Here is a 23,569-nt window from a genome sequence, read left to right on the forward strand (position 1 = left end):
AGTCAGCTCGTCAGGGCGGTGACGGTGCGAGAGGGACTGGGACGGCCGAGCCGCTCGGCGAGCCAGGTGCTGGTGTCGACCATCCTTTGCAGGTCGATCCCCGTGTCGATGCCAAGGCCATGCAGCTGCCAGAGCAGATCTTCGGTGGCGAGGTTGCCGGTCGCCGAGCCCGTGTAGGGACAGCCGCCTACTCCTCCGGCGGAAGCGTCGAAGGTGGTGACGCCGCGCCGTAGTGCGGTCAGGGCGTTGGCCAGTGCCTGACCGTATGTGTCGTGGAAGTGCACAGCGATCTCGTCGATCCCGATGCCGGCGGCGACCAGGGCGTCGAGGACCGCGGCGACCTGTCCAGGGGTGGCGATGCCGATGGTGTCGCCAAGGCTGAGCTCGGTACAGCCCAGTGCCTTCATCCTTGTCGCTGCCGCAACGACGTGTCGGGTCGAGACCTGGCCGTCCCAGGGGTCGCCGAAGCACCCCGAGAGGTGGCCACGGACCCCCAGCCCCGCCTCCCGGGCGCGCGCGACGACCGCGGCGAGCATCTCGAACGGTTCTCTCACAGACGGGTGGGGGTTGCAGCGGGGGAAGGTCTCCGCGACGCTGCCGAGCACTGCGATGTCGGTGACGCCGAGGTCGAGCGCGCGGTCCAGCCCGCGCTCGTCGGGCACCAGGACCGGATAACGCACCCCGGACGCAGGTGTGATCGCTCTCAGCAGGTCGTCGGCATCCGCGAGCTGGGGCACCCACACCGGGTTCTCGAAGCTCGCTGTCTCCACGACCGTGTTCCCTGCGTCCACCAGACGGTGCACGAACTCTGCCTTGACGCCGAACGGCAGGATCCTGGACTCGTTCTGCAACCCGTCCCTGGGACCGACCTCACAGATGGTGACGCGCGGGGGCAGCGGCAGCCCATCGAGGGGCGTGACTCCGAAATCCATCAGACGCCTGCCCGAAGTACGGCCGAAGTGGCGCTCGACGGCCGTGGGGCCAGGTCATACATGGCGATCATCGACGGACGCCACCGGCGGCCCTGGAGGTGGCACGGCGAGCACCAGCTACGAAGGGCGTCGAACACGCACTGTCCGAAACCATGTTCCAAGAAGACAGGTGGCCGGCCCACAGATCCAAGCGAGTGTCCACTCAGCGAACACCTCGACGAAGAGGCTTCCATCCAGTGAACGTAAGATGGAGGAATGGGGTCACCTCTCGCACCTGCTTCGAATGGCGGGGTCTCGGTGGTCGCGAAGGTCGGACTCGTGCTGCGGACCCTTGGGGCAGCGGAGGCGGAGGGGGCGACGACCACTGCCGTTGCCCGTCACTGCGGCTTGCCCCGCCCGACAGCGCACCGCCTGCTCACCGACCTCACCGAGCAAGGTCTCGTCGACCGCAATCGCGACACAGGGCGGTGGCAGCTCGGCCCTGAGCTGTTCTTGCTCGGAGCCCTGGCAGCTGCCAGGTACAACGTCACCGATCACGCCCGCGATGTCCTCGCCGACCTCGCAGAGCAGACCGGTGAGAGCGCCTACCTGTCCGCGTTGCGGGGCCGGGAGACCGTTTGCCTCGCCGAGTGCGAGGGCAGCTTCCCCCTTCGCTCGCACGTCCTTCACGAAGGCATCCGGTTCCCGCTCGGTGTGGCATCCGCAGGCCTGGCCATTCTCGCGCATCTGCCGCCCTCCGAGGCCGAGGACTACCTCGCGACCACCGACCTCACGATCCGTTGGGGCGAGGCACATTCCGAACACGCCGTGCGTTCCCGGCTCGCCGCGGCCCGGGACAGTGGGTACGCCGTGAATCCCGGCCTCGTCGTCGAGGGCAGCTGGGGCATGGCCGCCGCCGTCTTCGACGGAGCGGGCCGGCCGCGCTCAGCACTGAGTCTTACCGGCGTGCGATCTCGTTTCCCCGACGAGCGGATTCCCATGTTGGGGCGGCTACTGCTCGATCGGGCTCACGCCCTCAGCAAGCTGGACCGGTAGGCGCGCGCGAAAGCTCGTCCTGACTCGCCGTGCTGCCGCGCGCGCAACCGATCGACGGACCGCCCGCCGCTAGTTCTTTCGGAGCACCGGCCGCAGCGCGTCGAGGACGTCGATGCTCTCGATGGTGGAGGGCACGGGTTCGTTGGTGCCGTCGGCGATGCCGCGCATGGTTTTGCGGAGGATTTTCCCGGAGCGGGTTTTGGGCAGTGCCGCCACGATGGCGACGTCTTTGAGGGCGGCGACGGCGCCGACCTGGTCGCGCACCATCTGCACCAGCTCGGCGCGCAGCGTGTCCTCATAGCCCTCGGCGGAGGCGTCCACGCCGGCTTTGAGGACCACGAACCCGCGCGGGATCTGACCCTTGAGTTGGTCGGCGACGCCGATGACCGCGCACTCGGCCACGTCGGGGTGGGAGGCGAGGACTTCTTCCATCCCGCCGGTCGACAGCCGGTGCCCGGCGACGTTGATGACGTCGTCGGTGCGGCCCATCACGAACACGTACCCGTCGTCGTCGATCCGGCCGCCGTCGCCGGTGAGGTAGTAGCCCTCGAAGGCCGACATGTAGGACTTGACGAACCGCTCGTCGTCGTTCCACAGCGTCGGGAACGCCCCCGGCGGGAGCGGCAGCTTGGCGACGATCGCGCCGTCCTGCCCGGCCGGCACGGGCTTGCCGTCGGTGTCGAGGACCTGGATGTCCCAGCCCGGCAGCGGCCGGGTCGGGGAGCCGGGCTTGATCTCCAGCAGCTCGATCCCGGCCGGGTTGGCCACGATCGGCCAGCCGGTCTCGGTCTGCCACCAGTGGTCGATCACCGGGATCTCCAGCAGTGCCGAGGCCCAGCGGTAGGTCTCCGGGTCCAGGCGCTCCCCGGCCAGGAACAGGTACTTCAGCGAGGACAGGTCGTACTTGCGGGCGTACTCGCCGTTCGGGTCCTCCTTCTTCAACGCCCGAAACGCCGTCGGCGCGGTGAACATCGACCGCACCCCGTACTCGGCCATCACCCGCCAGAACTGCCCGGCATCCGGGGTGCCGACCGGCTTGCCCTCGTAGAGCACGGTGGTCGCCCCGGCCAGCAGTGGGGCGTAGACGATGTAGGAGTGCCCGACCACCCAGCCCACGTCCGACGCGGTGAAGATCGTCTGCCCGGCCGAGACGTCGTAGACGTTGGGCATGCTCCACGCCAGTGCGGTGGCGTAGCCGCCGCCATCACGCACCACGCCCTTGGGTTTGCCGGTCGTGCCCGAGGTGTAGAGGATGTAGAGCGGATCGGTCGAACGCACCGGCACCGGATCCGCCGGCGACGCCTTCGCCACCGCCTCGGCCCAGTCCACGTCGTTCGGGCCCATAGCCGCCTCGGCCTGCGGGCGCTGCAGGATCACCTGGCGCTCGGGCTTGTGCGCCGACAGCTCGATCGCGCGGTCCAGCAGCGGCTTGTACGCGATGACCCGGGAGCCCTCGATCCCGCACGAGGCCGAGACCACGACCTTCGGGGCGGCGTCGTCGATGCGCACCGCGAGCTCCTTGGCCGCGAACCCGCCGAACACCACCGAATGCACCGCACCCAGCCGGGCGCAGGCCAGCATCGCGACCACCGCCTCCGGGACCATCGGCATGTAGACCACCACCCGGTCCCCACGCCCCACCCCCAGCCCGCGCAGCACCCCCGCGAACAGGGCGACCTCGTCACGCAGCCGCGCGTAGGTGTAGGTCCGCTTGGTGTCGGTGACCGGCGAGTCGTAGACCAACGCCGCCTGCTCGCCCCGCCCGGCGGCGACGTGGCGATCCAACGCATTGTGCGCCACGTTGAGCTCCCCGTCGGGGAACCACCGGTAGAACGGCGGATTCGACTCATCCAGGGCCCGCGTCGGCGCCCGGTGCCAATCCAACGCCCCCGCCGCCCGCAACCAGAACCCCTCCCGGTCCTCCACACTGGCCCGGAAAACGTCCTCGTAAACACCCACACCGGCCTCCCGACCTCGACACCCTGCTGACGACCTTAGGATGCTCCGCGCCTACGAAGGCTGGCCTGATGGAGAGGCCCAGGCAGAAACAGCCGTCCAGGGGACGACTGCGCACGGTGGTCAGGGGTGCGGACGGAGGGCCTGCTCGTGCTCCTCCGACACCTCGACCACCAGAGCAGTGACACCAGGCCGGTGAACGGGCACGCGATTCTGATCAGAGCGGCTCCAGGATGTCCGGAACACCCATCCCGGTCAGGATGTGGAACTCCCACAGGCGCACGGCCTCCCGCGGATCGCCCGTGCGCACCGCGTCGACGAGGGCCTCGTACAACACCGTGTGCGAGTCGACGAGCACACCTCCCGAGCCCCAGGACACGTCTCCGGTGAGCAGCACGAGGCGCATCTGGTCGGTGAGCCCCGAGTAGCGCGAGCCCAGGCGTGGCATCCCCGCGAGGCGCACGACCTCCGAGTGGAAGGCGGCGTCCGCGGCAGCCCCGGCCTCCGGATCCCCGTCGACGCGCCGGAGCTCCTCGATCCACTCGGCGAGCGACTCGACCGGGGTGCCTCGTTGAACGATGGTCCGGACCGCCATCACCTCGTCGGCACAGCGGAGCTTGGCCAGCTCAGGCACCTCGCCAGGATCGAGGACGGAGATGCGGTAGGAGCGGTTCACCGACTTCTCGACCAGCCCGGAGTGCTCCAGTAGTCGGAGCGCCTCGCGAACGGGCGAGCGACTGATGCCCATCTCGTCGGCGAGTACGGAGTCCTTCAGCCGGGTCCCGGGCTTGAGCTGGCCCCGGAGGATGAGCCCTCTGATCTGCCGGTATGCCTCATCGACGAGCGACGAGGTCCGGATGAGGGACAGTCCGGGAGCGGGGTCGGCGGCGGCCATGGGCACATCGTACTTGAACTGCAGACTGTCGACAGAACTCAAAACGCAGTAGACGATGTACGGTGTCGCGACACCTCTGAGCAAGGGAGCTCGCATGTCAACAACGCCCCCTGACGCCCATCCCACCCTGCCGACGGCCCCGACCCGGCGCGGTGCGAGATCCACGACGCTCGCCGCGAGCGCCGGCACCATCATCGAGTGGTACGACTACGGCCTCTACGGGATCGTGGCCGGCCTGGTCATCGCTCCCCTGTTCTTCCCGGCCGCCACCGGCACGGTCGGCCTGCTGGCGACGTTCGCGACGTTCGCCGTCGGGTTCGTCGCCCGGCCCGTCGGCGGCATCGTGCTGGGCGCGCTCGCCGATCGCATCGGCCGGCGACCCGTCCTCATGCTGTCGATCGTCCTCATCGGCGTGCCCACCGTGCTCATCGGCGCCCTGCCCACCTACTCGGTGATGGGCGTCTGGGCACCGATCTTGCTGGTCGTGCTGCGGATCGCCCAGGGCTTCGGCGCGGGGGCCGAGCTCGCGGGCGCGATCACGCTCCTCAACGAGTCCGCGACACCCAGGCGGAAGGGCTACTACGCGTCGTTCGCCATGGCGACCGGGCTCGTCGGCATGATCGTCGCGACGGTCCTCTACACCGCGATCACGGCGTCGATCTCGTCCGAGGCCTTCCTGTCCTGGGGCTGGCGGCTGCCCTTCCTGCTCAGCGCCGTGCTGACGATCGTCGCGATCCTCCTGCGCCGCAGGATGGACGAGTCCCCGGAGTTCACCCGGGTGCAGCTCGAGCGCGAGGCGGGGAGGGCCCGGCAGGCGCGGACCAACCCGCTCCGGGCCGTCTGGGAGTCGTTCGTGGCCAGCCCGCGGAACTGGTTCGCCGGCTTCCTCATCCCCGCGGGCCTCAACGGCACGGCGTACGTGATGCTGACCTTCGGGATCGGCTACCTCACCAGCACGGTCGGCCTGCCCCGCTCGCAGTCGCTCGTGGTGAACCTCTCCATGCTCGTCACCGGCAGCATCCTCTGTGTCGTGTGGGGCCAGGTGTGCGACCGCATCGGGGCCAAGCGCGTCATGTACATCGGCATCGTCGGAGCGGTACTGCTCGCCTTCCCGTACTTCGCGGTGCTCGAGACGGGCAACCTCGCGCTCATCATCGCGACCAGCGTGGTGATGTTCGCGTTCGCCTGGAGCGCAGGATCGGCCGGTCACACGGTGCTCATGCCGGCCCTGTTCAAGACCGAGTACCGCACCTCCGGCCTGTTCTCCTCGCGCGAGATCCACAGCGCCCTCATCGCAGGGCCCGCGCCGTTCCTGGCCGCCGCACTGGTGGTCGCCCTCGGCGGCCAGCCCTGGCTCGTCGCCGGCCTCGTCATCGTGACGCAGCTGCTCACCGCGCTAGCGCTCGTGCTCGGCAGGCCGTTCGTCAGCCGCGAAGAACTCGACCAGACCCCCGCGCTGCGGGGCGTCGCCGTAAGGGACTGAGGCATGACTCTGCACGACTCCCGTCACCACGACCTCCGCAACCGGGTAGGCGGTGAGGTCCTCATCGGTGCGACCATCGGCATCCCGTCGCCAGTGGTCGTTGAGACTCTGTCGACCGGCCCCTTCGCAGTGCTCTGCATCGACGCCGAGCACGGGCCGCTCGGCGTCGAGCGGCTCGAGGGGATGCTGCGCGCCGCGGACGTCGGCCCGATCCCCGCCATGGTGCGGGTCCCGGAGGTGGGCTCCTACATCGCGCGCGTGCTCGACCTCGGCGCAGCGGGCATCGTCGTCCCCCGGATCGAGACGGCCGCCGAGGCCGCCGACGTCGTCGCCCGGGCGCGGTACGCACCCGAGGGTCGCCGCGGCGCGGGCCCCGGCCGGGGCCAGGGCTACGGCGCCGGCCTCGCCGCCCACGTGGCGCGCGCCAACGCCGAGGTGCTCGTCGCGATCCAGATCGAGACCGCGGCCGGGCTCGCCGCCGCCGACGAGATCCTCGCCGTCCCGGGCATCGACGCCATCGTCATCGGCCCGTTCGACCTGGCGACCTCGCTCGGGGTCCCCATGTGGTCCGACGAGCACGTCGCGGCGATCGACGCGATCTTCGCCGCCGCCGACCACCACGGTGTCGCGAAGGGTGCCTTCGTCCTCACCCCGGAGGAGATGCCGCGCTACCGCAGTGCCGGCGCCACACTGCTCTTCGCCGGGATCGACCTCGGCTGGATCGCCGAGGGCGCCCGGCGCACCTGGGAGGAGGTGAACGGATGACGGCGTCGTTCCGCGTGGTCCAGACCTCGACGCAAATTCCCGTCGGGCCGTCCGACCTCACCGTGTTCGACGGCCTCGACGTCGACTTCGAGGCCGTTCACGCCCCGGACGAGAGGACCGTCCTGGAGGCGACCCGCGACGCCGACGCGGTGCTCGTCCTGGTCGAGGACTTCCCGAGGCACGTCATCGAGAACCTGCGGGCCGCCCGCTCGATCACCCGCTACGGGATCGGCTACGACACGATCGACGTCGCCGCGGCCACCGACCGGGGCATCTGGGTGACCAACGTGCCCGACGCGAACTACCGCGAGGTGGCCGTGCACGCGATCGCGCTCGCCCTCGCGGTCACCCGGCGGCTGCCCGCGCTCGACCGGGGCATCCGGTCCGAGGGCTGGGCCTCGGCGCTCGCGCCGGGCGTGCACCGCCCGGACGTGCAGACCTTCGGGCTGCTCGGTCTCGGTCGGATCGGCAGGCGCACCGCCGAGGTGGCCCGCGCGCTCGGCTACACCGTCGTCGCCCACGACCCGGCCGTCGACCCGGGGCCGGAGGGTGTCGAGCTGGTCGGTTTCGACGAGCTCGTCGCGCGGTCGGACGTGCTGTCGCTGCACGTGCCGCTGTCGGAGTCGACGCGCGACGTGATCGACGCCGCGGTGCTCGCGCGCATGCGGCCCGGCTCGGTGCTGGTCAACGTCTCGCGCGGGGGTCTCGTCGACGAGCACGCGTTGGCCGACGCGCTCGTCGACGGTCACCTGTTCGGGGCGGGGCTCGACGCGTTCGCCCACGAGCCGCTCGAGGACGGCAGCCCGCTGCGCGGTCTGGACTCCGTGATCCTCACCCCGCACGCCGCGCACTGGAGCGAGGAGTCCTGGGCGGAGGTGCGGTCGAGTGCGCTGGCCGACGTGGCCCGGGTCCTGCGTGGCGAGGAACCGCGCAGTCCCGTCAACCGGCCGCAACCGCTCCGCCGCGTCCCGTGACCGGTGCGGCCGGCCCGGGTGCATCCCACGGCCGGCCGCACCGCCCCGCGGTCAGGAAGCGTCCACCACCGTCCGCCCGGTGGACGGCTCGGCGCCGTCGGCGAGCGGGTCGCCCGCGTAAGCGTGGCTGCGCGGCATCAGGAACACCAGCAGGACGCCGATCGCCGTCGGCACCAGCAGGGCGTAGAACGTCCAGGCCACCGGCAGTCCCGCGGCGATGATCCATCCACCGGCGATCGGGCCGAGGATGCCGCCCAGACGGGCGATGGTGAAGTAGGTGCCCAGAGCCGAGGCCTGCATCGTCGTCGGGAACCAGGTCGCGACGTAGCCGTTGAGGATCGCAGCCGTGCCGCTGCCGCCGACCCCAGCCAGGGCGACCGCGACGTAGAGCACGGCGGTGGACGGTCCCGAGGCGAGGACCACCAGCGCCACCACCCCGATGCCGAAGCCGAGGAGCACCAGCAACCGGGGGTGCGATCGGTCCGCCGCCCACGACATGACCAGGCCACCCGCGATGGCGCCCAGGGACATCGTCGCGAGGAAGCTCAACGCGGAACCGAGCGGGTAGCCCGCCATCCTCATCAGCTGCGGCAGCCAGGTGTTGAGGCCGTACATGAGCAGCTGCACGACCAGACCGCCGATGCCGAAGACGATCAGGAACCCCAACAACGGACGACGGGCGAGACTGCGCAGCGGCGAGCGCCGCACCGCGTCCGGCCGAGGGCTCTCGGCGACCTCGACGCCGTAGCGCGCAGCCACCGCCCGGGCCTCGTCCAAGCGGCCCTTCGACACCAGGTACTGGATCGACTCGGGCAGCGCGAGCCACGCTACGGGCAGCAACAGCAGTGGCAGCGCGGCGATGACGTACATCGGCCGGAAGCCGTACGCCTCGATGATCACGATGCCGAGCAGCGCCGCGACGAGCGTGCCCACCATGAAGCCGGCGGTGAGCACCATGTTGACCACGTTGCGCCGGGCCTTCGGCGCGAACTCCACGGCCAGTGCGATGGCGGTCGGCATGACGCCCCCGAGGCCGAGCCCGGCCAGGAAGCGGAAGATCCCGAACACGGTGGCGGTGGGCGCGAGGGCGCACACGGCCATGCAGACCGAGAACCAGCCGGAGCTGGCCATCAGCATGAGCTTGCGGCCGAGCACGTCGGTGGCGAAGCCGCACAGCAGGGAGCCGATCAGCATGCCGATCAGGGCCAGGCTGGCGATGAACCCCAACTCGGCGGCGTTGAGGCCCCATGGCTCGTACTGCAGCAGGGCCGGGATGGTCGTGGCGAAGACGGAGACGTCGTAGCCGTCGAACACCAGGACCAGCGCGCAGAACGCGGCGATCATGGGTGCGGGCAGCCTTCCGGCTGACGGCGGTGTGAGTGCTCCCATCGGGGCTCCTCGTCGTTGAGGCGGAGCATGCGCTCCGTGCGGGGGTTGCGGCGGAAGTGGTATCGGGAGTGCGACCGGGCCATCGGCGAGGGCCCGGTGACGTGCCTTGGTCCGGTGGCGAGCACGCTGCCGTCGAGCGCGGGTCGCCCGGGCCCGGTGGCTAGCGGGACGCGGGTGCCGGGTCCTCGACGCGGCGCCACGCGACGGAGCCGCTTTCCGGTCCGAGGTCGTCGAACACGGCCTCCATGCGCTGGCCGCACTCGAGCGACTCCGGGTCGGGACCGGCGTAGCGGCCGATGAAGCGCACCCCGTCGGCCACCTCGACGACCACGACGCCGTAGGGCAGCTTGTCGGCGAACGCCCGGTGGAACGCGCGGTACATGACGCTGTAGGTGTAGACGACCCCCTCGGTGGGGACGTCGACCGGCTCGAAGGTCGAGCTCTGGCAGTGCCCGCATAGCTCACGCGGCGGCCACTGCAGCTGGCCGCACCCGGTGCAGATCTCGGCGACCAGGCGCCCGTCGCGCAGACCCTTGAAGTAGTCGGCGTACAGCGGGCTGTCCGGCATCAGCGGGACCGGGCTGAGGTTGGCGGTCGTCATGGGTCGGAGCTCCTTCGGGCAGGTGTCGTGGATGGCAGGGTGCTCAGTTGTGCAGGATCACGACGGAGCCGTCGCTGAAGTCGCCGTACCCGGTGACCAGCCCGATGTGGGCGTCCTCCACCTGGGCCGGGCCAGCTTCGCCGCGCAGCTGGATGACGGCCTCGATCACGTGGTTCATGCCGATGCCGTGGGCTTGGGAGAGCAGGCCGCCGTGGGTGTTGACGGGCATGTCGCCGCCGAGGGCGATCCGGCCGCCGCTGACGAAGTCCGACGCCTCGCCGCGGTCGCAGAAGCCCATCTCCTCGAGCTGGCGCAGGACGATGAAGGTGAAGCAGTCGTAGATCTCGGCGAAGTCGATGTCGTCGTGCCGGACGCCCGCCATGTCGAAGGCGCGGCTCGCGGCCTTGGTGATGCCCATGTCGAGGATGTTCGGCCGGGTGGACAGGTCGTCGGGGCACTCGGCGTGGCCCTCCGCGCCCCCGGCGATGGCGACGGCCCGCCCGTTCATGTGCCGGGCCTCCTCCTCCGACACGACCAGGACCGCGGCCGCCCCGTCGGTCTCCAGGCAGATGTCGAAGAGGTGGAACGGCTTGACCAGTACCGGCGAAGCCCGGTACTGGTCGCTGGTCAGCTCGCGGTCCCGCATGTAGGCCTTGCTGTTGAGGTGCGCGTGCCTGCGGGTGGTGAGGGCGACCGTCTCCATGCCCGCCGGGTCCGCCTTGGTCTCGTGGAACCAGCGGTTCGCGTGCAGGCTGTACCACTGCATCGCCGCGAGCAGGCCGGCCGGGTTCTCCAGGTTGTTGCGGATTTCGGCCCCGGGTACGTTCCCCACCCCACCCGGGGTCTGCTCCATCGAGCTGAGTCGGACGGGCCGGGAGAACCAGTTGTGCCCGGTGGGCACGAGGACCCGGGTGGCCAGGCTGGCCGCGATGGCGGCAGCCGCCTGCACGACGGCTGCGACCGGGGAGGCGCCTCCGATGTGCACATGGGAGTGGAAGCGCAGGTCCTTGATGCCGAGGGCGGCGATGAAGTCCTCGTTGGTAGGGACGTCCTTCCACGCCATGACGATGCCGTCGACGGTCGAGGGGTCGATCCCGGCGTCGCGACAGGCGGCGGCCGAGGCCTCCAGGATCAGCTGGCGTTCGCTCTTGGGCGTGCCGCGGACGTACTCGGTCTCGGCCACTCCGGCGATGTAGGCCTTGTCGGTGAGGGTGGCGACCATCGGACGACTCCTTGTCGGTGAGGGAACTCAGGCCTGCTGACGGGCGGGGGTGTCGGCGGTGTACTCGTCCTCGAGCACGGCGCCGAGGACGTCGCGGGTGTGCTCGCCGAGGCGGGGCGCCGGGCGGATCGACGTCCCGTGGCCGATCAGGAAGGGCGGTTGGGCGTAGAGGTGGACGCCCCCGTGGGCGGCGACGCTCACGAACGTGTCCCGGTGCTCGGTGAAGTGTGGGTCCGCGAGCAGCTCGTCGGGTGAGTTGACCGGCGCCCACGGCAGCCGGCGGGCCTGGGCCTCGCGAAACAGGTAGTCCGAGTCGTGCCGGGCGCAGAACCGGCCGATCACGTCGACCACGTGGAACATGTGGTCCTCGCGCTGCAGTGACCTTCGGTACATCTCGTCGGCCAGGTCCTCGGCCATGCCCTCGGAGTCGAACCACTCGACCAGCTCGGCGAACCGCGCGTCGTCGATGTAGAGCGGCAGCGCCAGGAGGTACTTGCCGTCGGCGCACCGGTGCTGCCACCGGGGTGTGCGGGCGGGCATCGCGTGCCGGGCGGTGTGCCGGTGCACCTCGCGCTGCTGGTACAGCCAGAACGGGACGGCCATCTCGGTGGAGACCGCGGTGGCCTCGTGCGCCGAGACGTCCACGAACTGCCCCCGGCCCGAGGTGCCCCGCTCGAGCACCGCGGCGAGCGTGGCCATCACCGCCATCATCCCGACAAGGTGTTTGACGTGACCGCCGGTGGGGGCGACCGGGGCGCCGCTGTAACCGGTGCCGTCCGCGTCGCCGGCGCCGTCGTCGTAGCCGCAGGAGGCCATGACGCCACCCAGGGCGAGCTGGGTCAGGTCGGTGGCCGCGAAACCCGCCCAGGGACCGTCGCAGCCGAACGGGGTGACGGCGCAGTAGATCAGCGCCGGGTTGACCGCGGAGAGCTCCGTGTGGCCCACCCCGAGCGAGTCGGCGACGCCGGCGCCCAGGCCGTCGAGCACCACGTCCGCCCGTGCGGCCAGCCTGGTGAGCAGGATTCGGTCCGCCTCGGACGTCAGGTCCAGCACCACCGACTGCTTGGAGGTGTTGTAGTGCTCGAACTGCAGGCTCGTCCGGTCCGGCGTCGAGCCGACGAACGGTCCGACGGCCCGGCCCAGGGCCCCCCGGGGCGGCTCGATCTTGATCACCTCGGCACCGGAGTCGGCGAGCAGCTTGCCGGCGAACTCGGCCAGACCGTCGTCGAGCTCGAGAACGGTCAGGCCCTCCAGCATCGTGCTCCTGTTCACGTTCACCACAGCGACCTCTCGACGACGGGGTTGGCCGGCACGCCATCCGGCCACAGGACGTGCTGCTCGTGCAGTCGGGAGACGGTCTCGGCGCTGTAGCCGAGCACCTCGGTCAGGACGTAGTCGTTGTCCGCCCCCAGCAGCGGCCAGCGCGGTTCCAGCTCGTAGTCCGACGTCGACGACCGGAACGGCACGCCCTCGAAGGCCTGGGTGCCGAGGTGGGGGTGCTCCAGCTCGGCGAAGATTCCGCGGCTGCGCAGCTGCGGGTCGTTCTCGACCCGGTCCCGGCCGCTCTGCACGGCGCCCGCGGGTACCCCGTACCGCTGCAGGGTGTCCATGGCCTCGTACTTGTCCCGGCCGGCCATCCAGGCGGCGAGCTCGGTGTCGATGGCGTCCTGGTGCTCGGCCCGACCGCCCGGCTCGTCGTAGCGCGGGTCCTCGGCCCAGGCCGGGTTCCCCAGGGCGTCCTTGAGCGAGCGCCAGTGCCCGTCGTCGGCGACCGACACGGTGCAGTAGTCGTTCTCACCGCCGCCGCGCGTCCGGTAGACGCCGCTCGGTGCGGCTGTGTCGCCGCGGTACCCCACCACCGACCCGTCGGTGGCCACGGACCGGTTCCCTCCGGGTACGCCACGACGGCGCAGCGGGCCACCGGTGACGGCGGACTCGAGCAGACCGGGTCCGGCCAGGGAGATGCCGACCTCGACCTGCGACATGTCCAGGCGGGCGCCCTCCCCCGTGCGCTGCCGCCGGATCAGGGCGGTGAGTACCCCGAGTGCGGCCATGTAGCCGCTGGTGACGTCGAGGTAGGACCAGCCCCAGCCGGCCGGGGGCGCTCCGGCCTCGCCGGACATGGCGCTGATGCCGGACATGGCCTGCGCGGTGGGCCCCCAGGTGTTCTTGTCCCGGTGCGGGCCGTTGTGCCCGAACCCGCTGACGCTGGCGTAGACGATCGAGGGATTGAGATGCTGCAGCGTGGCGTGGTCCAGACCCCAGCGCTCCAGCACGGTGGCCGAGAAGGACTCGGCCACCACGTCGCATTCACGGACGAGGTCGCGGACGACGGCGAGGCCCTCCTCCGTGCGGAGGTTGACGGTCAGGCTCCGCTTGCCGACGTTGAGGTTGGCGAAGAACGACCCGTTGTTCAGCGTCTTGTGCTGTTCGTTGCCCAGGTACATCGCCGACCGCATGGGATCGGCGTTGCGGGGCCACTCGACCTTGATCACCTCGGCACCGAGCGAGGCGAGATAGCGGGTCATCGTGGGCCCGGCCACGCTCCAGGTGAAGTCGAGGACGCGGGTGCCGGCGAGGGGACGCGGTGACGTCGATGCCATGACGCTTCTCCTTTGAGGCCTCATTGGGATGCTTTCGACTCGGGCGCCGACGAAAGAGCGGAGATTCGTGAGCGGCTCCTGTCGGCAGCAGCTCCTCGGTTCGTAAAAGGTAGGTCCGATTCCGAGAATGCTGCTATATGCCGACGGGATACATCGCAGCCGGTTCAGGTGTCCCGATCGCGGGCGTCGGCCGAGGTACCCGGGTCGCGTCGTGCCCGTTCCCCGTGCCGCATGGCCACCTCGCGAAGTGCTACCTGCCCGACGGGCCGTTGACGATAATGACGCGGATGACAGCGTTGTCCTTCCTCAAGCTCCTCGCCGAGGACGCGCCCGCGCAGGACTTCGATGGTCCCGTGCAGCAGGCGCGCCGGGCCGCCGCCCCGGCGTCCACCGTGGCAGAGCTCGAAGAAGCCCGAGAGCTCGCGTTGCACGTCCGGCACATCCTCGAGACGAGCAGACGACGAGAGGCGGAGCTCGCCGCGCTGTACGAGACCGCCGGCGACCTTGCTGCCCGCACCGAGCTCCGCTCAGTGCTCGAGGCCATCGTGACGCGAGCTCGCCGCCTCCTCGGCTCTGACCTGTCGTACATGACCTTGGTGGACGAGGAGGTCGGCGACACCTACTACACCACCATCACCGACGGCGGCACGTCCGCGCTCTTCCGCAGGCTTCGCGTGCCGATGGGGGACGGACTGGGTGGCCTAGTGGCCCAGACCGGGGTCCCGTACGCGACTGCGTCGTACTTCACCGATGACGGGTTCCGCCACACCGCTGCCGCCGACGCCGCGGCTCGCGAGGAGGGTCTGGTGGCGATCCTGGGTGTCCCGCTGCTCGTCGAGCAGCGGGTCATCGGTGTGCTCTTCGCCGGATACCGCGCGGAGCGTCCCTTCCCGCCCACCGACGTGGCCCTCCTCTCCTCTTTCGCGGCGCACGCCGCGGTCGCCGTCGAGAAGGCCCGCATGCGGAGCCAGATGCAGACGGCCCTCGACGAGCTGGAGATCGCGGGCGGCCTCCTCAAGGACCGCAACGCCGACGTCGAACGGGCCGCCCAGGCGCACGACCGGCTGGCGGCCCTCGTGTTGCAAGGCGGGGACCTGACCGAGGTGGCAGACGAGGTCCGCAACCTGCTGGGCGGCGAGGTGGCGGTCGTCGACGACAGCGAGACACTCGTCGTGGCGACCAGTTCCGAGGCGATCTCCGCGGCTGCCCTCGCCGAGGTCCTCGCGGCGAGCCGTTCGTCGCCCAGGACGTATGTCGGTGACGGCGTATGCAGCACGTCCGTGACGGCGGGCACGGACCTGCTCAGCCACCTCATCCTCGTGCGGCCCGAGCCTGCGGACGAGGTCGACCAGCAGATCCTCGAACGCGCAGCCCTGGTCACGGGCCTGCTGCTGCTCTTCCGTCGGTCGCTGGCGGAGACGGAGAGCCGAGTCCGCGGCGAGCTGTTCGAGGACATCCTGCTCGACCACGCCCGGCACGGCATGAGCGAGCGTGCCCGACATCTCGGTGTGGATCTCGACGCGTGCTACACCGTGCTGGTCGCCGAGCTCCCCGGGGAGCGCAACCGCCTGGCCCGGACCGCGGCCGAGCTCGCCTCGACACACCACGGTCTCTCGACCGTCCACGGCGGTCGTCTCGTTCTCGCGCTTCCTCGTCGGAACGTGCTGGAGACCGCGGAGCTCGTCAGCGCGACCCTCCACCGCGCCGGTGGACGGCGGCCGACCATCGGCGTGGCCGGGCCCGTCGTGGGCCCGAACGAGATCCGTTCGGCCCATGCCGAGGCGGAGACGTGTCTGAATGCGCTGCTCGCCCTGGGCAGCAGCGGACGGTACGCGCAGACGTCAGACCTTGGCTTCGTGGGACTGCTGCTGGCCAAGGAACGGAGCGTGGAAGGTTTCGTCCGGTCAGTGCTGGGACCCGTGCTCGACTACGATGCCAGGCGTCGGACCGAGCTCGAGGCGACGCTTCGGACCTTCTACGAGTGCAACGGGAACACCAACCAGACCGCTGCTGTGCTCCAGCTGCATCCCAAGACCGTCTCCCAGCGTCTGGACCGCATCAACCGGCTCCTCGAGGGCGGGACGGGTGATTCCGCCTCCCGGCTGCAGGTCGAGCTCGCCCTTCACCTGCGGCTGGTCTGCACACACTTGGACCTTGGGGCGAGCTGAGGCCGGCGACCGACTGAGGTGGTGGTGCCACCACCGGCCCGAAGAATCGGGGTTGGTGTCAGGACTCGTTCTGCGTGCGTGCCGCCAGCAGGCGAGCGAGCAGCCCTGGAGCGAAGTAGTCGAGCACCTCGCGCTGCAGCTCGTAGTGGAAGAAGCGCCCCTCCCGTCGGACCTTGACCAGCCCGGCCTGGGTCAGGACCTTGACGTGGTACGAGATGGTCGATTTGCTGATCGGCAGCTGCTGCTCCAAGGCGGTACAGGGGAATTCCCCCGTCTCTCCGATGAGCACGAGCATGTCCAGTCGCGTGGGGTCGGCAATGGCTTTGCCGAACGCGACATAGGAGTCCAGCAGCGAGTGTGAGACCGGCGGTCCGGGCTGGGAGTCCATGCTCATCGACGTCCATGCTCGCACGACGCTCGCGTGCTCCCGCCCACGCCGGGCGTGGGCGTCGTCACCACCACGTTGTCAGCCGGGTTCGAAGTCCCTACGTTTCTAACATCATCGAACTCTGGAGGTGCCAATGTTCGCCGTCTATGCCGCCGAGCCGAACCCTACCGATCCCCTTGCCGCCCTCGTCGTGGGCGAACGCCCGGAGCCCGAGGTGCCCTCGGGCTGGGTGGCGGTCCGTACCAAGGCCGCCAGCTTGAACATGCACGACCTCTGGACTCTTCGCGGCGTCGGCCTCAAGCCCGACCAGTACCCGATGATCCTCGGCGGTGACGCGACCGGGACCCTGCCCGACGGTACCGACGTCGTGGTCTACCCGGTCATCGGCGATCCCGGATGGTCCGGAGACGAGACCCTCGACCCGCGGCGCACCCTGCTCACCGAGAAGTACCAGGGCACGTTCGCCGACACCGTGGTCGTGCCCGAGCGCAACGTCATCCCCCTGCCGACGGGAGTCTCCCTGCAGGCGGCGTCCGTCCTCGGGACCGCCTGGCTCACCGCCTACCGCATGCTGTTCACCAAGTCCGGCCTACGTCCCGGTCAGACCATGCTTGTCCAGGGTGCCGCCGGCGGGGTGTCCACCGCCCTGGTCCAGCTCGGGGCCGCTGCCGGGATGCAGGTATGGGTCACCGGACGCAGCGCGGAGAAACGAGCGCTGGCCGAGCGGCTCGGCGCGCACGCGACCTTCGAGTCGGGCGCCAGGCTGCCCGGCAAGGTCGACGCGGTCTTCGAGTCGGTCGGCGAGGCCACCTGGGCCCACTCCATGCGCTCGGTCCGCCCGGGCGGAGCCGTGATCTGCTGCGGCGCCACCAGCGGGCCCGCCCCGTCGGCCGACCTCCAGCGGCTGTTCTTCCTGCAGATCCGGGTCGAGGGCTCCACCATGGGCACTCGCCAGGAACTGGTCGACCTTCTCGCCTTCGTGGACCGAGCGGGGATTTCCCCCGAGATCGGCCTCGAGCTCCCCATGGAGAAGGCCCCCGACGGCTTCCGTGCGATGAACGAGGGCGAAGTAGCCGGGAAAATCGTCTTCACCCGGTGACGACCTGATCGAGGTCCCGGTCGACGGCGCTGTTCAGCCTGACCAGCGGACAGCGTAGGAAACCCGGCTGGCTTCGAGGAAGCCGCGTTGAACGAGCCGCACAGTCCAGACAGCCGGCCCCCTAGTCGCGCTGCCCAACGGTGTCCTTATCCGAGTGCGACGCCAGGCCGGCTCTCCCCGCTGCCCCGGTATCAGGCGCGGAGCAGCGGGGTGCGAGCCTAAGGAAGAGCCGGCGACAGATCCATAAAGACCCGGTAGTCCACGATCTTCCCCTCGTCACCGAGCGTGATGACGGTCATGCAGGGGAGCGCCAGGGCCTCGCCGGTGCGGGAACCGCTCTTGATCGTGTACCGACAGAAGAGCCGGTCGCCGGCGTCGGTCACCTCCTCGACCACGTGCTCGAGCCACGGCAGCGAGCCGACCGCACCCGCGGTCGCGGCGACCACGGCCTCCCGGCCGACGATCGTCGGGGAGTTCCCGAAGGTGTAGGTGGCGTCGTCGGCGAACCACGCCCCGAAGTCCTCGGCCCGACCCGCGTCCGCAGCCGCACACATCAGGTGCGGCAGCTCGAGGCGTTCGGCGGCGGTGAGCGCGGTGCTCACGGGCCCGGCGGAGGACCGGCCAACGACAGGCCGTGCCGGCTCATGACCTCACCGACGAGCTTCATGTCCCGCCCGGGCGGCAGCTCGCTGAGCTCCTTGTAGTAGACCTCGAGCCCGGGCGGCGAGACCACGGCGACGATCCGGGTCTCCTCGTCGAAGGGGTTGTAGAACACGTGCGGCACCCCCCGAGGCATGAGCAGCGAGTCGCCCTCGCCCAGCACATGCTTCTCCCCGTCGAGTTCGACGGTCACCTTGTTCTGCACGCAGGTGAACAGCTCGTCCTCACGCGAGTGGATGTGCGTGGGCGGGCCGCCGAGGCCCGGGGGGACGACGTACTCGAACAGCGAGTAGGCGCCCTTGGTGTCGGCACCGGTCAAGCGGGTGTAGATCCCCAGACCGATGGCACCGAGATTGGTGCCGTCGCCGCCGCGAAGCACGCGGTGCTTCGTGAGCTCAGGTTCGGTCGTCACTTCATCCTCCTCAAACGCTGCGAACTCGGGATGATCTCCCCTGCTTCGGGGCGGTCTCCTCCGGAGAGGCAACCTCCTCGACAGCAGACAGGGGGCTTGTGGGCGGCAACGCTGCCAGCCGGCGCAGGAGAACCGGTGCGACCTTGCGGTATGCCGTCGGGTCGACGGGAGCGAGCCAGTGCACGGCGCGCGTCAGCTTGCTGATCTGCAGGTCGAGGTCGACCAGCACCTCGTCGGCGTTGTGCATCGAGAACGGGATGATCTTCGTGCCGCGGCAGTGGTGGCGGTCGAGCGCCTCGTCCAAGAACGCCAGCTGCGCGACGACCTCCTGCCGCCGGCTCTCGAGCGTCGGCAGCGGCAGGGCACCGGCAAGGTCGGCGGCGATCCACAGGGCGGCGAGCTCGGCGTTGAGCGGGCTGAAGAACGACGAGTTGTACCCGTTGAAGTACAGCCCGGGGACCCCGAGCGGCTGGATCTGCCGATACAGCATGAAGTTGCCGCGCTCGTCGAACAGCTGCTTCTGCACCACGGCGTCGAGGAACGGGACCTCCTGCTTGAAGCCCGTCGCGCACACCACGAGGTCGGCCCGCAGCCGGGACCCGTCCGCCAGCTCGGCGTGGGTGTGGCCGTCCTCGACGAACAGCCGCGTGATGACCTGGTCGCGGTGCACGGCGATGGTGCCGGACTCCACGCCCTCGAAGAACCCTTCGCTGGCCAGGCCGATCGCGCCCTTGACGATGTCCTCCATCGTGCCGCCCGGGACCAGGCCGAGGCGCTCGAGACCGAACTGCTTGACCGACACGTCGCCGATCGAGTTCAGCATCGACCGACGCAGGCCGTTGCCCGGACCGTGCAGGAACTTCTCGAAGCCGCGCACGTAGCGGTAGCGGAACAGCGCCTCGCCCATCCGGGTCATCAGCAGCATCTTGAAGTTGAGCTTGCCGGCGACCTTGCGGGGGATCTTCCACAGCAGCTGCCGGGCGATGACGTCCGTGCGCGCGGCCACCTCGCTGATCGCCACGGCGACGTCGCAGGCGGACTTGCCGTAGCCGACGACCAGTACGTTCTTGTCGCGCGCGTCCTCGAGCTCCAGGAACTCGGTACCCGCCTGGACCGTCCCGCCCGCGGCGGTGAACTCCTCCACGCCGGGGTACTGAGGCACGGCGGGCTCGCAGAAGACACCGTTGGCCACGATCACCCGGTCGTAGCTTTCGGTGACCGACCCGGCGCCGGCCCGGCTGCTGGTGACCGACCACCCCGGACCGTCCGGGACCACTGCGTCGACGGTCGTCTCCAGACGCAGGACACGGTCGACACCGAAGGCCGCCGCGTAGGACGCCAGATACTCCTGGACCTGCGCGCCGGTCGGCCACTCGGGGTAGCTCTTCGGCATCGGGTAGTCCGAGAACGAGTACTGGCGCCCTGGGCTCTGCGTCGTGACGCCCGGGTACCGGCGGCTCCTGCTCCACACCCCGCCCACGTCAGGGGCCTTGTCGAACACGTCGACCTGGTGGCCGGCTTGGAGCAGCACCTTTGCTGTGGTCAACCCGGCGATCCCGGCGCCAACGATCGCGACACGCATTTCCGCTCCTTCGGCCTCGGCACTGTCGGTGTGCCATGGTCCGGGATCGTGCGGGTGCCGGGTTTTCCCTCCAACGCCGAGTCCCGCCGGATGGGACATCTCGTTGGGTCTGCGGAGGGGGCCGGTCAGAGTCGGTTCATCATGAGTACTCCTCCTCACACGCCCGGAATCGCGCTCGTCGGCGGAGGTTCCGGAGGCATCGGTGCCGCCGCCGCCGCGGCACTGCTCAAGGCGGGCCATCGCATCGTCCTCGCGGGCCGCACCCCCTCGTCCCTGGACGCTGCCGTCGAACGGCTGGGAGGGCCCGGCCAGGTCGACCGGGTCGTGTTCGACCTGGCCGATCCCACTGCCGCCGCCGCGGCGGTCACCGAGGTCCGGGAACGCCACGGCAGCCTCGACGTCCTCGTGGTCAACGCCGGCGGTCCGCCGCCCGGCGGGCTCCTGGCGGTCTCCGAGGAGCAGTGGCGCGCCGGCGTCGACCTGCTGCTGCTGGGCCCGCTCGCGCTGCTGCGCAGCGCGCTGCCGGGGATGGCGGAGAACGGCTTCGGCCGCGTCGTGGTGGTGACCTCGAGCGCCGTGCGCCAGCCGCAGCCCGGGCTCGCGATCTCCACGGTGCTGCGGTCGGCGATGACCGCCGCGGCGAAGCTGGCTTCGCGCGAGTACGCGGACCGGGGCGTGACGGTGAACTGCGTGGCCCCTGGCGCCACCCTGACGCCCCGGATGCAGCAGATCCTGGCCAGCCGGGCCGCGGCCAGGGGCGTCGACGTGGCCGCGGTGGCGGCGGAGGACCGGGCCGACATCCCGGCGGCCCGCCCGGGCGACCCGGCCGAGATCGGCGCTGCCATCGCCTTCCTGGCGTCGGCCGAGGCGAGCTACGTCAACGGCACGGTGCTCACGGTCGACGGCGGCCGCACCGAGACGGTCTGAGGAGGGGACCCGTGGCAGCGTCCGGAGCAGACTTCACCCTGGCGGACTTCTTCGCGGGCTTCGGGCCCGTGGTGCGCCCGGGGACCCAGCGGCCCCTCGTCGTCCACGACGACGAGCTCGCCACCCTCCCGTCCGGGTCGGTGCCCAACCCGACCACCCTGCGGGTCGCGGGCACCTTGCCCACGACGACCTTCGAGCTCTTCCGCCAGACCATTCCGGCGGGCGAGAGCTCGGACATGCAGCGCCACTACCACGAGACGGTCCACTTCGTGGTCAGCGGGGTCGGCCACTCCGAGGTCGAGGATGCCGAGGGGGCCGCCGAGACCGTCCACTGGTCGGCGGGCTCGTTCGTCTACACCCCACCCTGGGCCTGGCACCGCCACTACAACGACTCGTCCGGGCAGTCCGTCGAGTTCCTCACCATCGAGAACTCGCGACTGCTCGGGCTTTTCGGCCTGGTTCGCAGACAGAGCGCAGGCCTGGCCTCCCTCGACGAGGCCCGGGCACGATTTCCGGAGGAGACATGAGCGCGACACCGATCCCCGAGCACGTCAGCATCTGGGGCGAGCTGGCCGACCTGGACCACACGCTGTCCCACGTGGACGTGCCGCTGGGTGACACGACCGTCCGCACCCGCGTGCTGCAGGCAGGATCGGGGCCGGAGCTGGTCCTGCTGCACGGCACCGGCGGCCACCTCGAGGCCTACGCCCGGGACCTCGCGGGACTCGCCGCGGACTTCCACGTCACCGCCTACGACATGGTCGGGCACGGTTGGTCGGACCTGCCGGACCGGCCGTACACCATCGACGTGCTGTCCGAGCACCTCGTCTCGCTGCTCGACATGCTGGGCATCGAGCGCGCCCACCTCTCCGGTGAGTCGCTGGGCGGCTGGGTCGTGGCCTGGACCGCCGCGCACCACCCGGGGCGGGTCGACCGGCTGGTGCTCAACACGCCGGGCAACATCGCCAACAAGCCCGAGGTGATGGCCCGCATGCGGGACAGCACCATGGCGGCCGTGCAGGACCCGAGCGACGAGACCGTGCGCAAGCGCGTGGAGTTCCTGTTCCACCACAAGGAGATGGTCACCGACGAGCTGGTGAACCTGCGCCGTCAGGTGTACTCGCGGCCGGGCTTCGTGCAGGCCATCACCAACACGCTGGTGCTGCAGGACCCGGAGGTCCGCAAGGACTTCACGTGGGATCCGTCCTGGGTCTCGAAGGTCACGACGCCGACCCTCCTGCTGTGGACCGACAACGACCCCACCGGTGGGCTCGACGAGGCCGAGGTCCTCCTCGGGTGGCTGCCCGATGCGCGCCTGCACGTCATCACCGACGCCGGGCACTGGCCGCAGTGGGAGAAGGTCGACGCCTACCTCGAGACCCACCGCACCTGGCTGATCGACGGGAAGGACCCGGTCTGATGGCGGAGATCGTCGGCTTCGTGGGCATGTCGCACAGCCCGTTCGCGACGATGTCGCCGCCCGCGGACCGGAGCGAGCCGGGCGGCAGGTTCATCGCGGACGCCGAGCGCGTGCGACGGGCTGTGGAGAAGCTCGACCCCGACGCCGTCGTCGTCATCGGACCGGACCACTTCCACGCCAACTTCTACGACGTGATGCCGTCGTTCATCGTCGGCGTCGAGCGGGCCGTGGCGTTCGGCGACTTCGACACCTCGTCGGGGCCGGTGCCGGTCGCGGCCCCACTGGCGTGGTCGGTGTACGACGGACTGGTCGACGCCGGATTCGACCCGGCCCTTTCCTACTCGCTCACGCTCGACCACGGTGTCGCCCAGAGCTACGAGATGATCACCGGAGGCATCGGGCTGCCGCTGGCCCCGATCGTGGTGAACACCGCCGCACCGCCGCTGCCGTCGCTGGACCGGTGCCTCGCGCTGGGCCATGCGTTGGGCAAGGCGCTGCGGTCGGCAGACTTCCCGGGGCGGGTGCTGGTCGCCGCGAGCGGCGGCCTCTCGCACTGGCTGCCGTCGAACGACCCCCGGGACCCGGCGCTGGTCGGCGAGCGTCGCGACGCCCTGATCAACGGACGGGCCGACGTGGAGGCCTTCGCCAAGGCCCGCGAGCCGCGGGTGCGCGCGATGGGCGGAAACGCGGACGCCCCGGTCAACGCGGAGTGGGACGGCTGGTTCCTCGACCAGCTGGTGATCGGCGACCCCGCCGCGGTGGCGCGGATCGGCCACGACGCCCTCGAGAAGAACGCCGGCACCGGCGGTCATGAGATCCGGTGCTGGTTGATCGGTCAGGCTGCCGTCGGACTCCCGCTGGTGTGGACGAGTTACGAGGCGGTCCCCGAGTGGATCACCGGCATGGGGAGCGGCACCACATTCCCAGTGGGTTGACCCGCCCACCGGGTATGCTGTTCTGACCGCACGCATCGACGGCCGGACGAGGACGCAGGCCGCCACGGCTTGCCCGCCTCCTCGTCCGCCGCGGTGCCACCGCAGCGGGGCCGGGCGGATCGG

Annotated in this window: 22 protein-coding genes; 10 read left to right on the plus strand and 12 right to left on the minus strand. The window is 70.4% G+C overall.

Translation table 11 applies throughout. The annotated features are described in order from the left end of the window. Positions 1 to 2: 2 nt before the first annotated feature. On the minus strand, positions 3 to 932 hold the full coding sequence (locus LWC35_RS16940; RefSeq protein WP_232871103.1) for a hydroxymethylglutaryl-CoA lyase: 930 nt from the start codon (positions 930 to 932) through the stop codon (positions 3 to 5). Between the two features lie 297 nt (positions 933 to 1,229). Here LWC35_RS16940 and LWC35_RS16945 point away from each other — a divergent pair, with 297 nt between their 5' ends. After that, positions 1,230 to 1,967, plus strand: coding sequence for an IclR family transcriptional regulator (locus LWC35_RS16945; protein ID WP_232871104.1), 738 nt, complete (start codon positions 1,230 to 1,232; stop codon positions 1,965 to 1,967). Positions 1,968 to 2,036: 69 nt separating this feature from the next. Here LWC35_RS16945 and LWC35_RS16950 read toward each other — a convergent pair whose 3' ends face one another. After that, entirely contained in the window at positions 2,037 to 3,926 is a 1,890-nt protein-coding gene (locus tag LWC35_RS16950; RefSeq protein ID WP_232871105.1) for a propionyl-CoA synthetase, read from the minus strand. 214 nt (positions 3,927 to 4,140) lie between these two features. Further along, positions 4,141 to 4,818: a GntR family transcriptional regulator gene (locus tag LWC35_RS16955; RefSeq protein WP_232871106.1), complete on the minus strand. Its 678-nt coding sequence runs from the start codon at positions 4,816 to 4,818 to the stop codon at positions 4,141 to 4,143. Between the two features lie 94 nt (positions 4,819 to 4,912). On the opposite strand from LWC35_RS16955, the gene LWC35_RS16960 reads away from it, so the two are divergent. The 3 genes from LWC35_RS16960 to LWC35_RS16970 are packed head-to-tail and all read left to right on the plus strand — an operon-like array spanning position 4,913 to position 8,040. Next, positions 4,913 to 6,301, plus strand: a complete 1,389-nt coding sequence (locus LWC35_RS16960; RefSeq protein ID WP_232871107.1) for an MFS transporter — start codon at positions 4,913 to 4,915, stop codon at positions 6,299 to 6,301. 3 nt (positions 6,302 to 6,304) lie between these two features. Continuing rightward, positions 6,305 to 7,066, plus strand: coding sequence for an HpcH/HpaI aldolase family protein (locus LWC35_RS16965; RefSeq protein WP_232871108.1), 762 nt, complete (start codon positions 6,305 to 6,307; stop codon positions 7,064 to 7,066). Next, the gene (locus LWC35_RS16970) at positions 7,063 to 8,040 is read left to right on the plus strand and encodes a C-terminal binding protein (RefSeq protein ID WP_232871109.1); all 978 of its coding nucleotides are present in this window, start codon (positions 7,063 to 7,065) and stop codon (positions 8,038 to 8,040) included. The genes LWC35_RS16965 and LWC35_RS16970 overlap by 4 nt, the downstream gene beginning before the upstream one ends. 51 nt (positions 8,041 to 8,091) lie before the next feature. Here LWC35_RS16970 and LWC35_RS16975 read toward each other — a convergent pair whose 3' ends face one another. The 5 genes from LWC35_RS16975 to LWC35_RS16995 form a co-directional block, all read right to left on the minus strand. After that, positions 8,092 to 9,429: an MFS transporter gene (locus LWC35_RS16975; RefSeq protein ID WP_232871110.1), complete on the minus strand. Its 1,338-nt coding sequence runs from the start codon at positions 9,427 to 9,429 to the stop codon at positions 8,092 to 8,094. Positions 9,430 to 9,589: 160 nt separating this feature from the next. Beyond that, on the minus strand, positions 9,590 to 10,030 hold the full coding sequence (locus LWC35_RS16980; protein ID WP_232871111.1) for a Zn-ribbon domain-containing OB-fold protein: 441 nt from the start codon (positions 10,028 to 10,030) through the stop codon (positions 9,590 to 9,592). A 43-nt stretch (positions 10,031 to 10,073) separates the two neighbouring features. After that, entirely contained in the window at positions 10,074 to 11,252 is a 1,179-nt protein-coding gene (locus LWC35_RS16985; protein WP_232871112.1) for a thiolase C-terminal domain-containing protein, read from the minus strand. A gap of 27 nt (positions 11,253 to 11,279) precedes the next feature. Continuing rightward, a complete protein-coding gene (locus LWC35_RS16990) occupies positions 11,280 to 12,530 on the minus strand; it encodes a CaiB/BaiF CoA transferase family protein (RefSeq protein WP_232871113.1) in 1,251 nt (416 codons plus the stop codon). Next, positions 12,527 to 13,855 carry a CaiB/BaiF CoA transferase family protein gene (locus tag LWC35_RS16995; protein WP_232871114.1) on the minus strand — a complete coding sequence of 443 codons (1,329 nt, stop codon included), beginning with the start codon at positions 13,853 to 13,855 and terminating at the stop codon, positions 12,527 to 12,529. Before LWC35_RS16995 ends, LWC35_RS16990 begins: the two co-directional genes overlap by 4 nt. 287 nt (positions 13,856 to 14,142) lie before the next feature. Between LWC35_RS16995 and LWC35_RS17000 the strand changes: the two genes are divergently transcribed. Beyond that, positions 14,143 to 16,023 carry a helix-turn-helix domain-containing protein gene (locus LWC35_RS17000; protein WP_232871115.1) on the plus strand — a complete coding sequence of 627 codons (1,881 nt, stop codon included), beginning with the start codon at positions 14,143 to 14,145 and terminating at the stop codon, positions 16,021 to 16,023. Between the two features lie 58 nt (positions 16,024 to 16,081). Here the strand turns inward: LWC35_RS17000 and LWC35_RS17005 are convergent, their stop codons facing one another. Beyond that, complete coding sequence (locus LWC35_RS17005; RefSeq protein ID WP_232871116.1) at positions 16,082 to 16,417, minus strand: ArsR/SmtB family transcription factor; 336 nt, start codon at positions 16,415 to 16,417, stop codon at positions 16,082 to 16,084. A gap of 127 nt (positions 16,418 to 16,544) precedes the next feature. Between LWC35_RS17005 and LWC35_RS17010 the strand changes: the two genes are divergently transcribed. Further along, positions 16,545 to 17,510, plus strand: a complete 966-nt coding sequence (locus LWC35_RS17010; protein ID WP_232871117.1) for a zinc-binding dehydrogenase — start codon at positions 16,545 to 16,547, stop codon at positions 17,508 to 17,510. Positions 17,511 to 17,728: 218 nt separating this feature from the next. On the opposite strand, the gene LWC35_RS17015 is transcribed toward LWC35_RS17010, so the two are convergent. Genes LWC35_RS17015 through LWC35_RS17025 form a run of 3 tightly spaced genes read right to left on the minus strand, consistent with a single transcriptional unit; the run spans position 17,729 to position 20,164 of the window. Continuing rightward, positions 17,729 to 18,112 (minus strand): nuclear transport factor 2 family protein, encoded by a 384-nt coding sequence (locus LWC35_RS17015; protein ID WP_232871118.1) that lies wholly within the window; start codon positions 18,110 to 18,112, stop codon positions 17,729 to 17,731. Beyond that, complete coding sequence (locus tag LWC35_RS17020; protein ID WP_232871119.1) at positions 18,109 to 18,582, minus strand: cupin domain-containing protein; 474 nt, start codon at positions 18,580 to 18,582, stop codon at positions 18,109 to 18,111. The genes LWC35_RS17015 and LWC35_RS17020 overlap by 4 nt, the downstream gene beginning before the upstream one ends. Positions 18,583 to 18,592: 10 nt before the next feature. Next, entirely contained in the window at positions 18,593 to 20,164 is a 1,572-nt protein-coding gene (locus tag LWC35_RS17025; RefSeq protein ID WP_232871120.1) for a flavin-containing monooxygenase, read from the minus strand. Between the two features lie 141 nt (positions 20,165 to 20,305). Between LWC35_RS17025 and LWC35_RS17030 the strand changes: the two genes are divergently transcribed. Genes LWC35_RS17030 through LWC35_RS17045 form a run of 4 tightly spaced genes read left to right on the plus strand, consistent with a single transcriptional unit; the run spans position 20,306 to position 23,446 of the window. Continuing rightward, a complete protein-coding gene (locus tag LWC35_RS17030) occupies positions 20,306 to 21,091 on the plus strand; it encodes an SDR family oxidoreductase (RefSeq protein WP_232871121.1) in 786 nt (261 codons plus the stop codon). Between the two features lie 11 nt (positions 21,092 to 21,102). Next, on the plus strand, positions 21,103 to 21,618 hold the full coding sequence (locus LWC35_RS17035) for a cupin domain-containing protein (RefSeq protein WP_232871122.1): 516 nt from the start codon (positions 21,103 to 21,105) through the stop codon (positions 21,616 to 21,618). After that, the gene (locus LWC35_RS17040) at positions 21,615 to 22,511 is read left to right on the plus strand and encodes an alpha/beta fold hydrolase (protein ID WP_232871123.1); all 897 of its coding nucleotides are present in this window, start codon (positions 21,615 to 21,617) and stop codon (positions 22,509 to 22,511) included. The genes LWC35_RS17035 and LWC35_RS17040 overlap by 4 nt, the downstream gene beginning before the upstream one ends. Further along, complete coding sequence (locus LWC35_RS17045) at positions 22,511 to 23,446, plus strand: DODA-type extradiol aromatic ring-opening family dioxygenase (protein ID WP_232871124.1); 936 nt, start codon at positions 22,511 to 22,513, stop codon at positions 23,444 to 23,446. The genes LWC35_RS17040 and LWC35_RS17045 overlap by 1 nt, the downstream gene beginning before the upstream one ends. Positions 23,447 to 23,569 lie beyond the last annotated feature (123 nt).

It is taken from the genome of Pseudonocardia kujensis, assembly GCF_021283305.1.
Classification (GTDB): Bacteria; Actinomycetota; Actinomycetes; order Mycobacteriales; family Pseudonocardiaceae; genus Pseudonocardia; species Pseudonocardia kujensis.

Bases quoted from the DNA above. Each gene is read 5' to 3' on its own strand.
- LWC35_RS16940 (WP_232871103.1), bottom strand. From the start codon at position 932: ATGGATTTCGGAGTCACGCCCCTCGATGGGCTGCCGCTGCCCCCGCGC.
- LWC35_RS16955 (WP_232871106.1), bottom strand. From the start codon at position 4,818: ATGGCCGCCGCCGACCCCGCTCCCGGACTGTCCCTCATCCGGACCTCG.
- LWC35_RS16960 (WP_232871107.1), top strand. From the start codon at position 4,913: ATGTCAACAACGCCCCCTGACGCCCATCCCACCCTGCCGACGGCCCCG.
- LWC35_RS16965 (WP_232871108.1), top strand. From the start codon at position 6,305: ATGACTCTGCACGACTCCCGTCACCACGACCTCCGCAACCGGGTAGGC.
- LWC35_RS16970 (WP_232871109.1), top strand. From the start codon at position 7,063: ATGACGGCGTCGTTCCGCGTGGTCCAGACCTCGACGCAAATTCCCGTC.
- LWC35_RS16975 (WP_232871110.1), bottom strand. From the start codon at position 9,429: ATGGGAGCACTCACACCGCCGTCAGCCGGAAGGCTGCCCGCACCCATG.
- LWC35_RS16980 (WP_232871111.1), bottom strand. From the start codon at position 10,030: ATGACGACCGCCAACCTCAGCCCGGTCCCGCTGATGCCGGACAGCCCG.
- LWC35_RS16985 (WP_232871112.1), bottom strand. From the start codon at position 11,252: ATGGTCGCCACCCTCACCGACAAGGCCTACATCGCCGGAGTGGCCGAG.
- LWC35_RS16995 (WP_232871114.1), bottom strand. From the start codon at position 13,855: ATGGCATCGACGTCACCGCGTCCCCTCGCCGGCACCCGCGTCCTCGAC.
- LWC35_RS17000 (WP_232871115.1), top strand. From the start codon at position 14,143: ATGACAGCGTTGTCCTTCCTCAAGCTCCTCGCCGAGGACGCGCCCGCG.
- LWC35_RS17005 (WP_232871116.1), bottom strand. From the start codon at position 16,417: ATGAGCATGGACTCCCAGCCCGGACCGCCGGTCTCACACTCGCTGCTG.
- LWC35_RS17010 (WP_232871117.1), top strand. From the start codon at position 16,545: ATGTTCGCCGTCTATGCCGCCGAGCCGAACCCTACCGATCCCCTTGCC.
- LWC35_RS17025 (WP_232871120.1), bottom strand. From the start codon at position 20,164: ATGCGTGTCGCGATCGTTGGCGCCGGGATCGCCGGGTTGACCACAGCA.
- LWC35_RS17030 (WP_232871121.1), top strand. From the start codon at position 20,306: ATGAGTACTCCTCCTCACACGCCCGGAATCGCGCTCGTCGGCGGAGGT.
- LWC35_RS17040 (WP_232871123.1), top strand. From the start codon at position 21,615: ATGAGCGCGACACCGATCCCCGAGCACGTCAGCATCTGGGGCGAGCTG.
- LWC35_RS17045 (WP_232871124.1), top strand. From the start codon at position 22,511: ATGGCGGAGATCGTCGGCTTCGTGGGCATGTCGCACAGCCCGTTCGCG.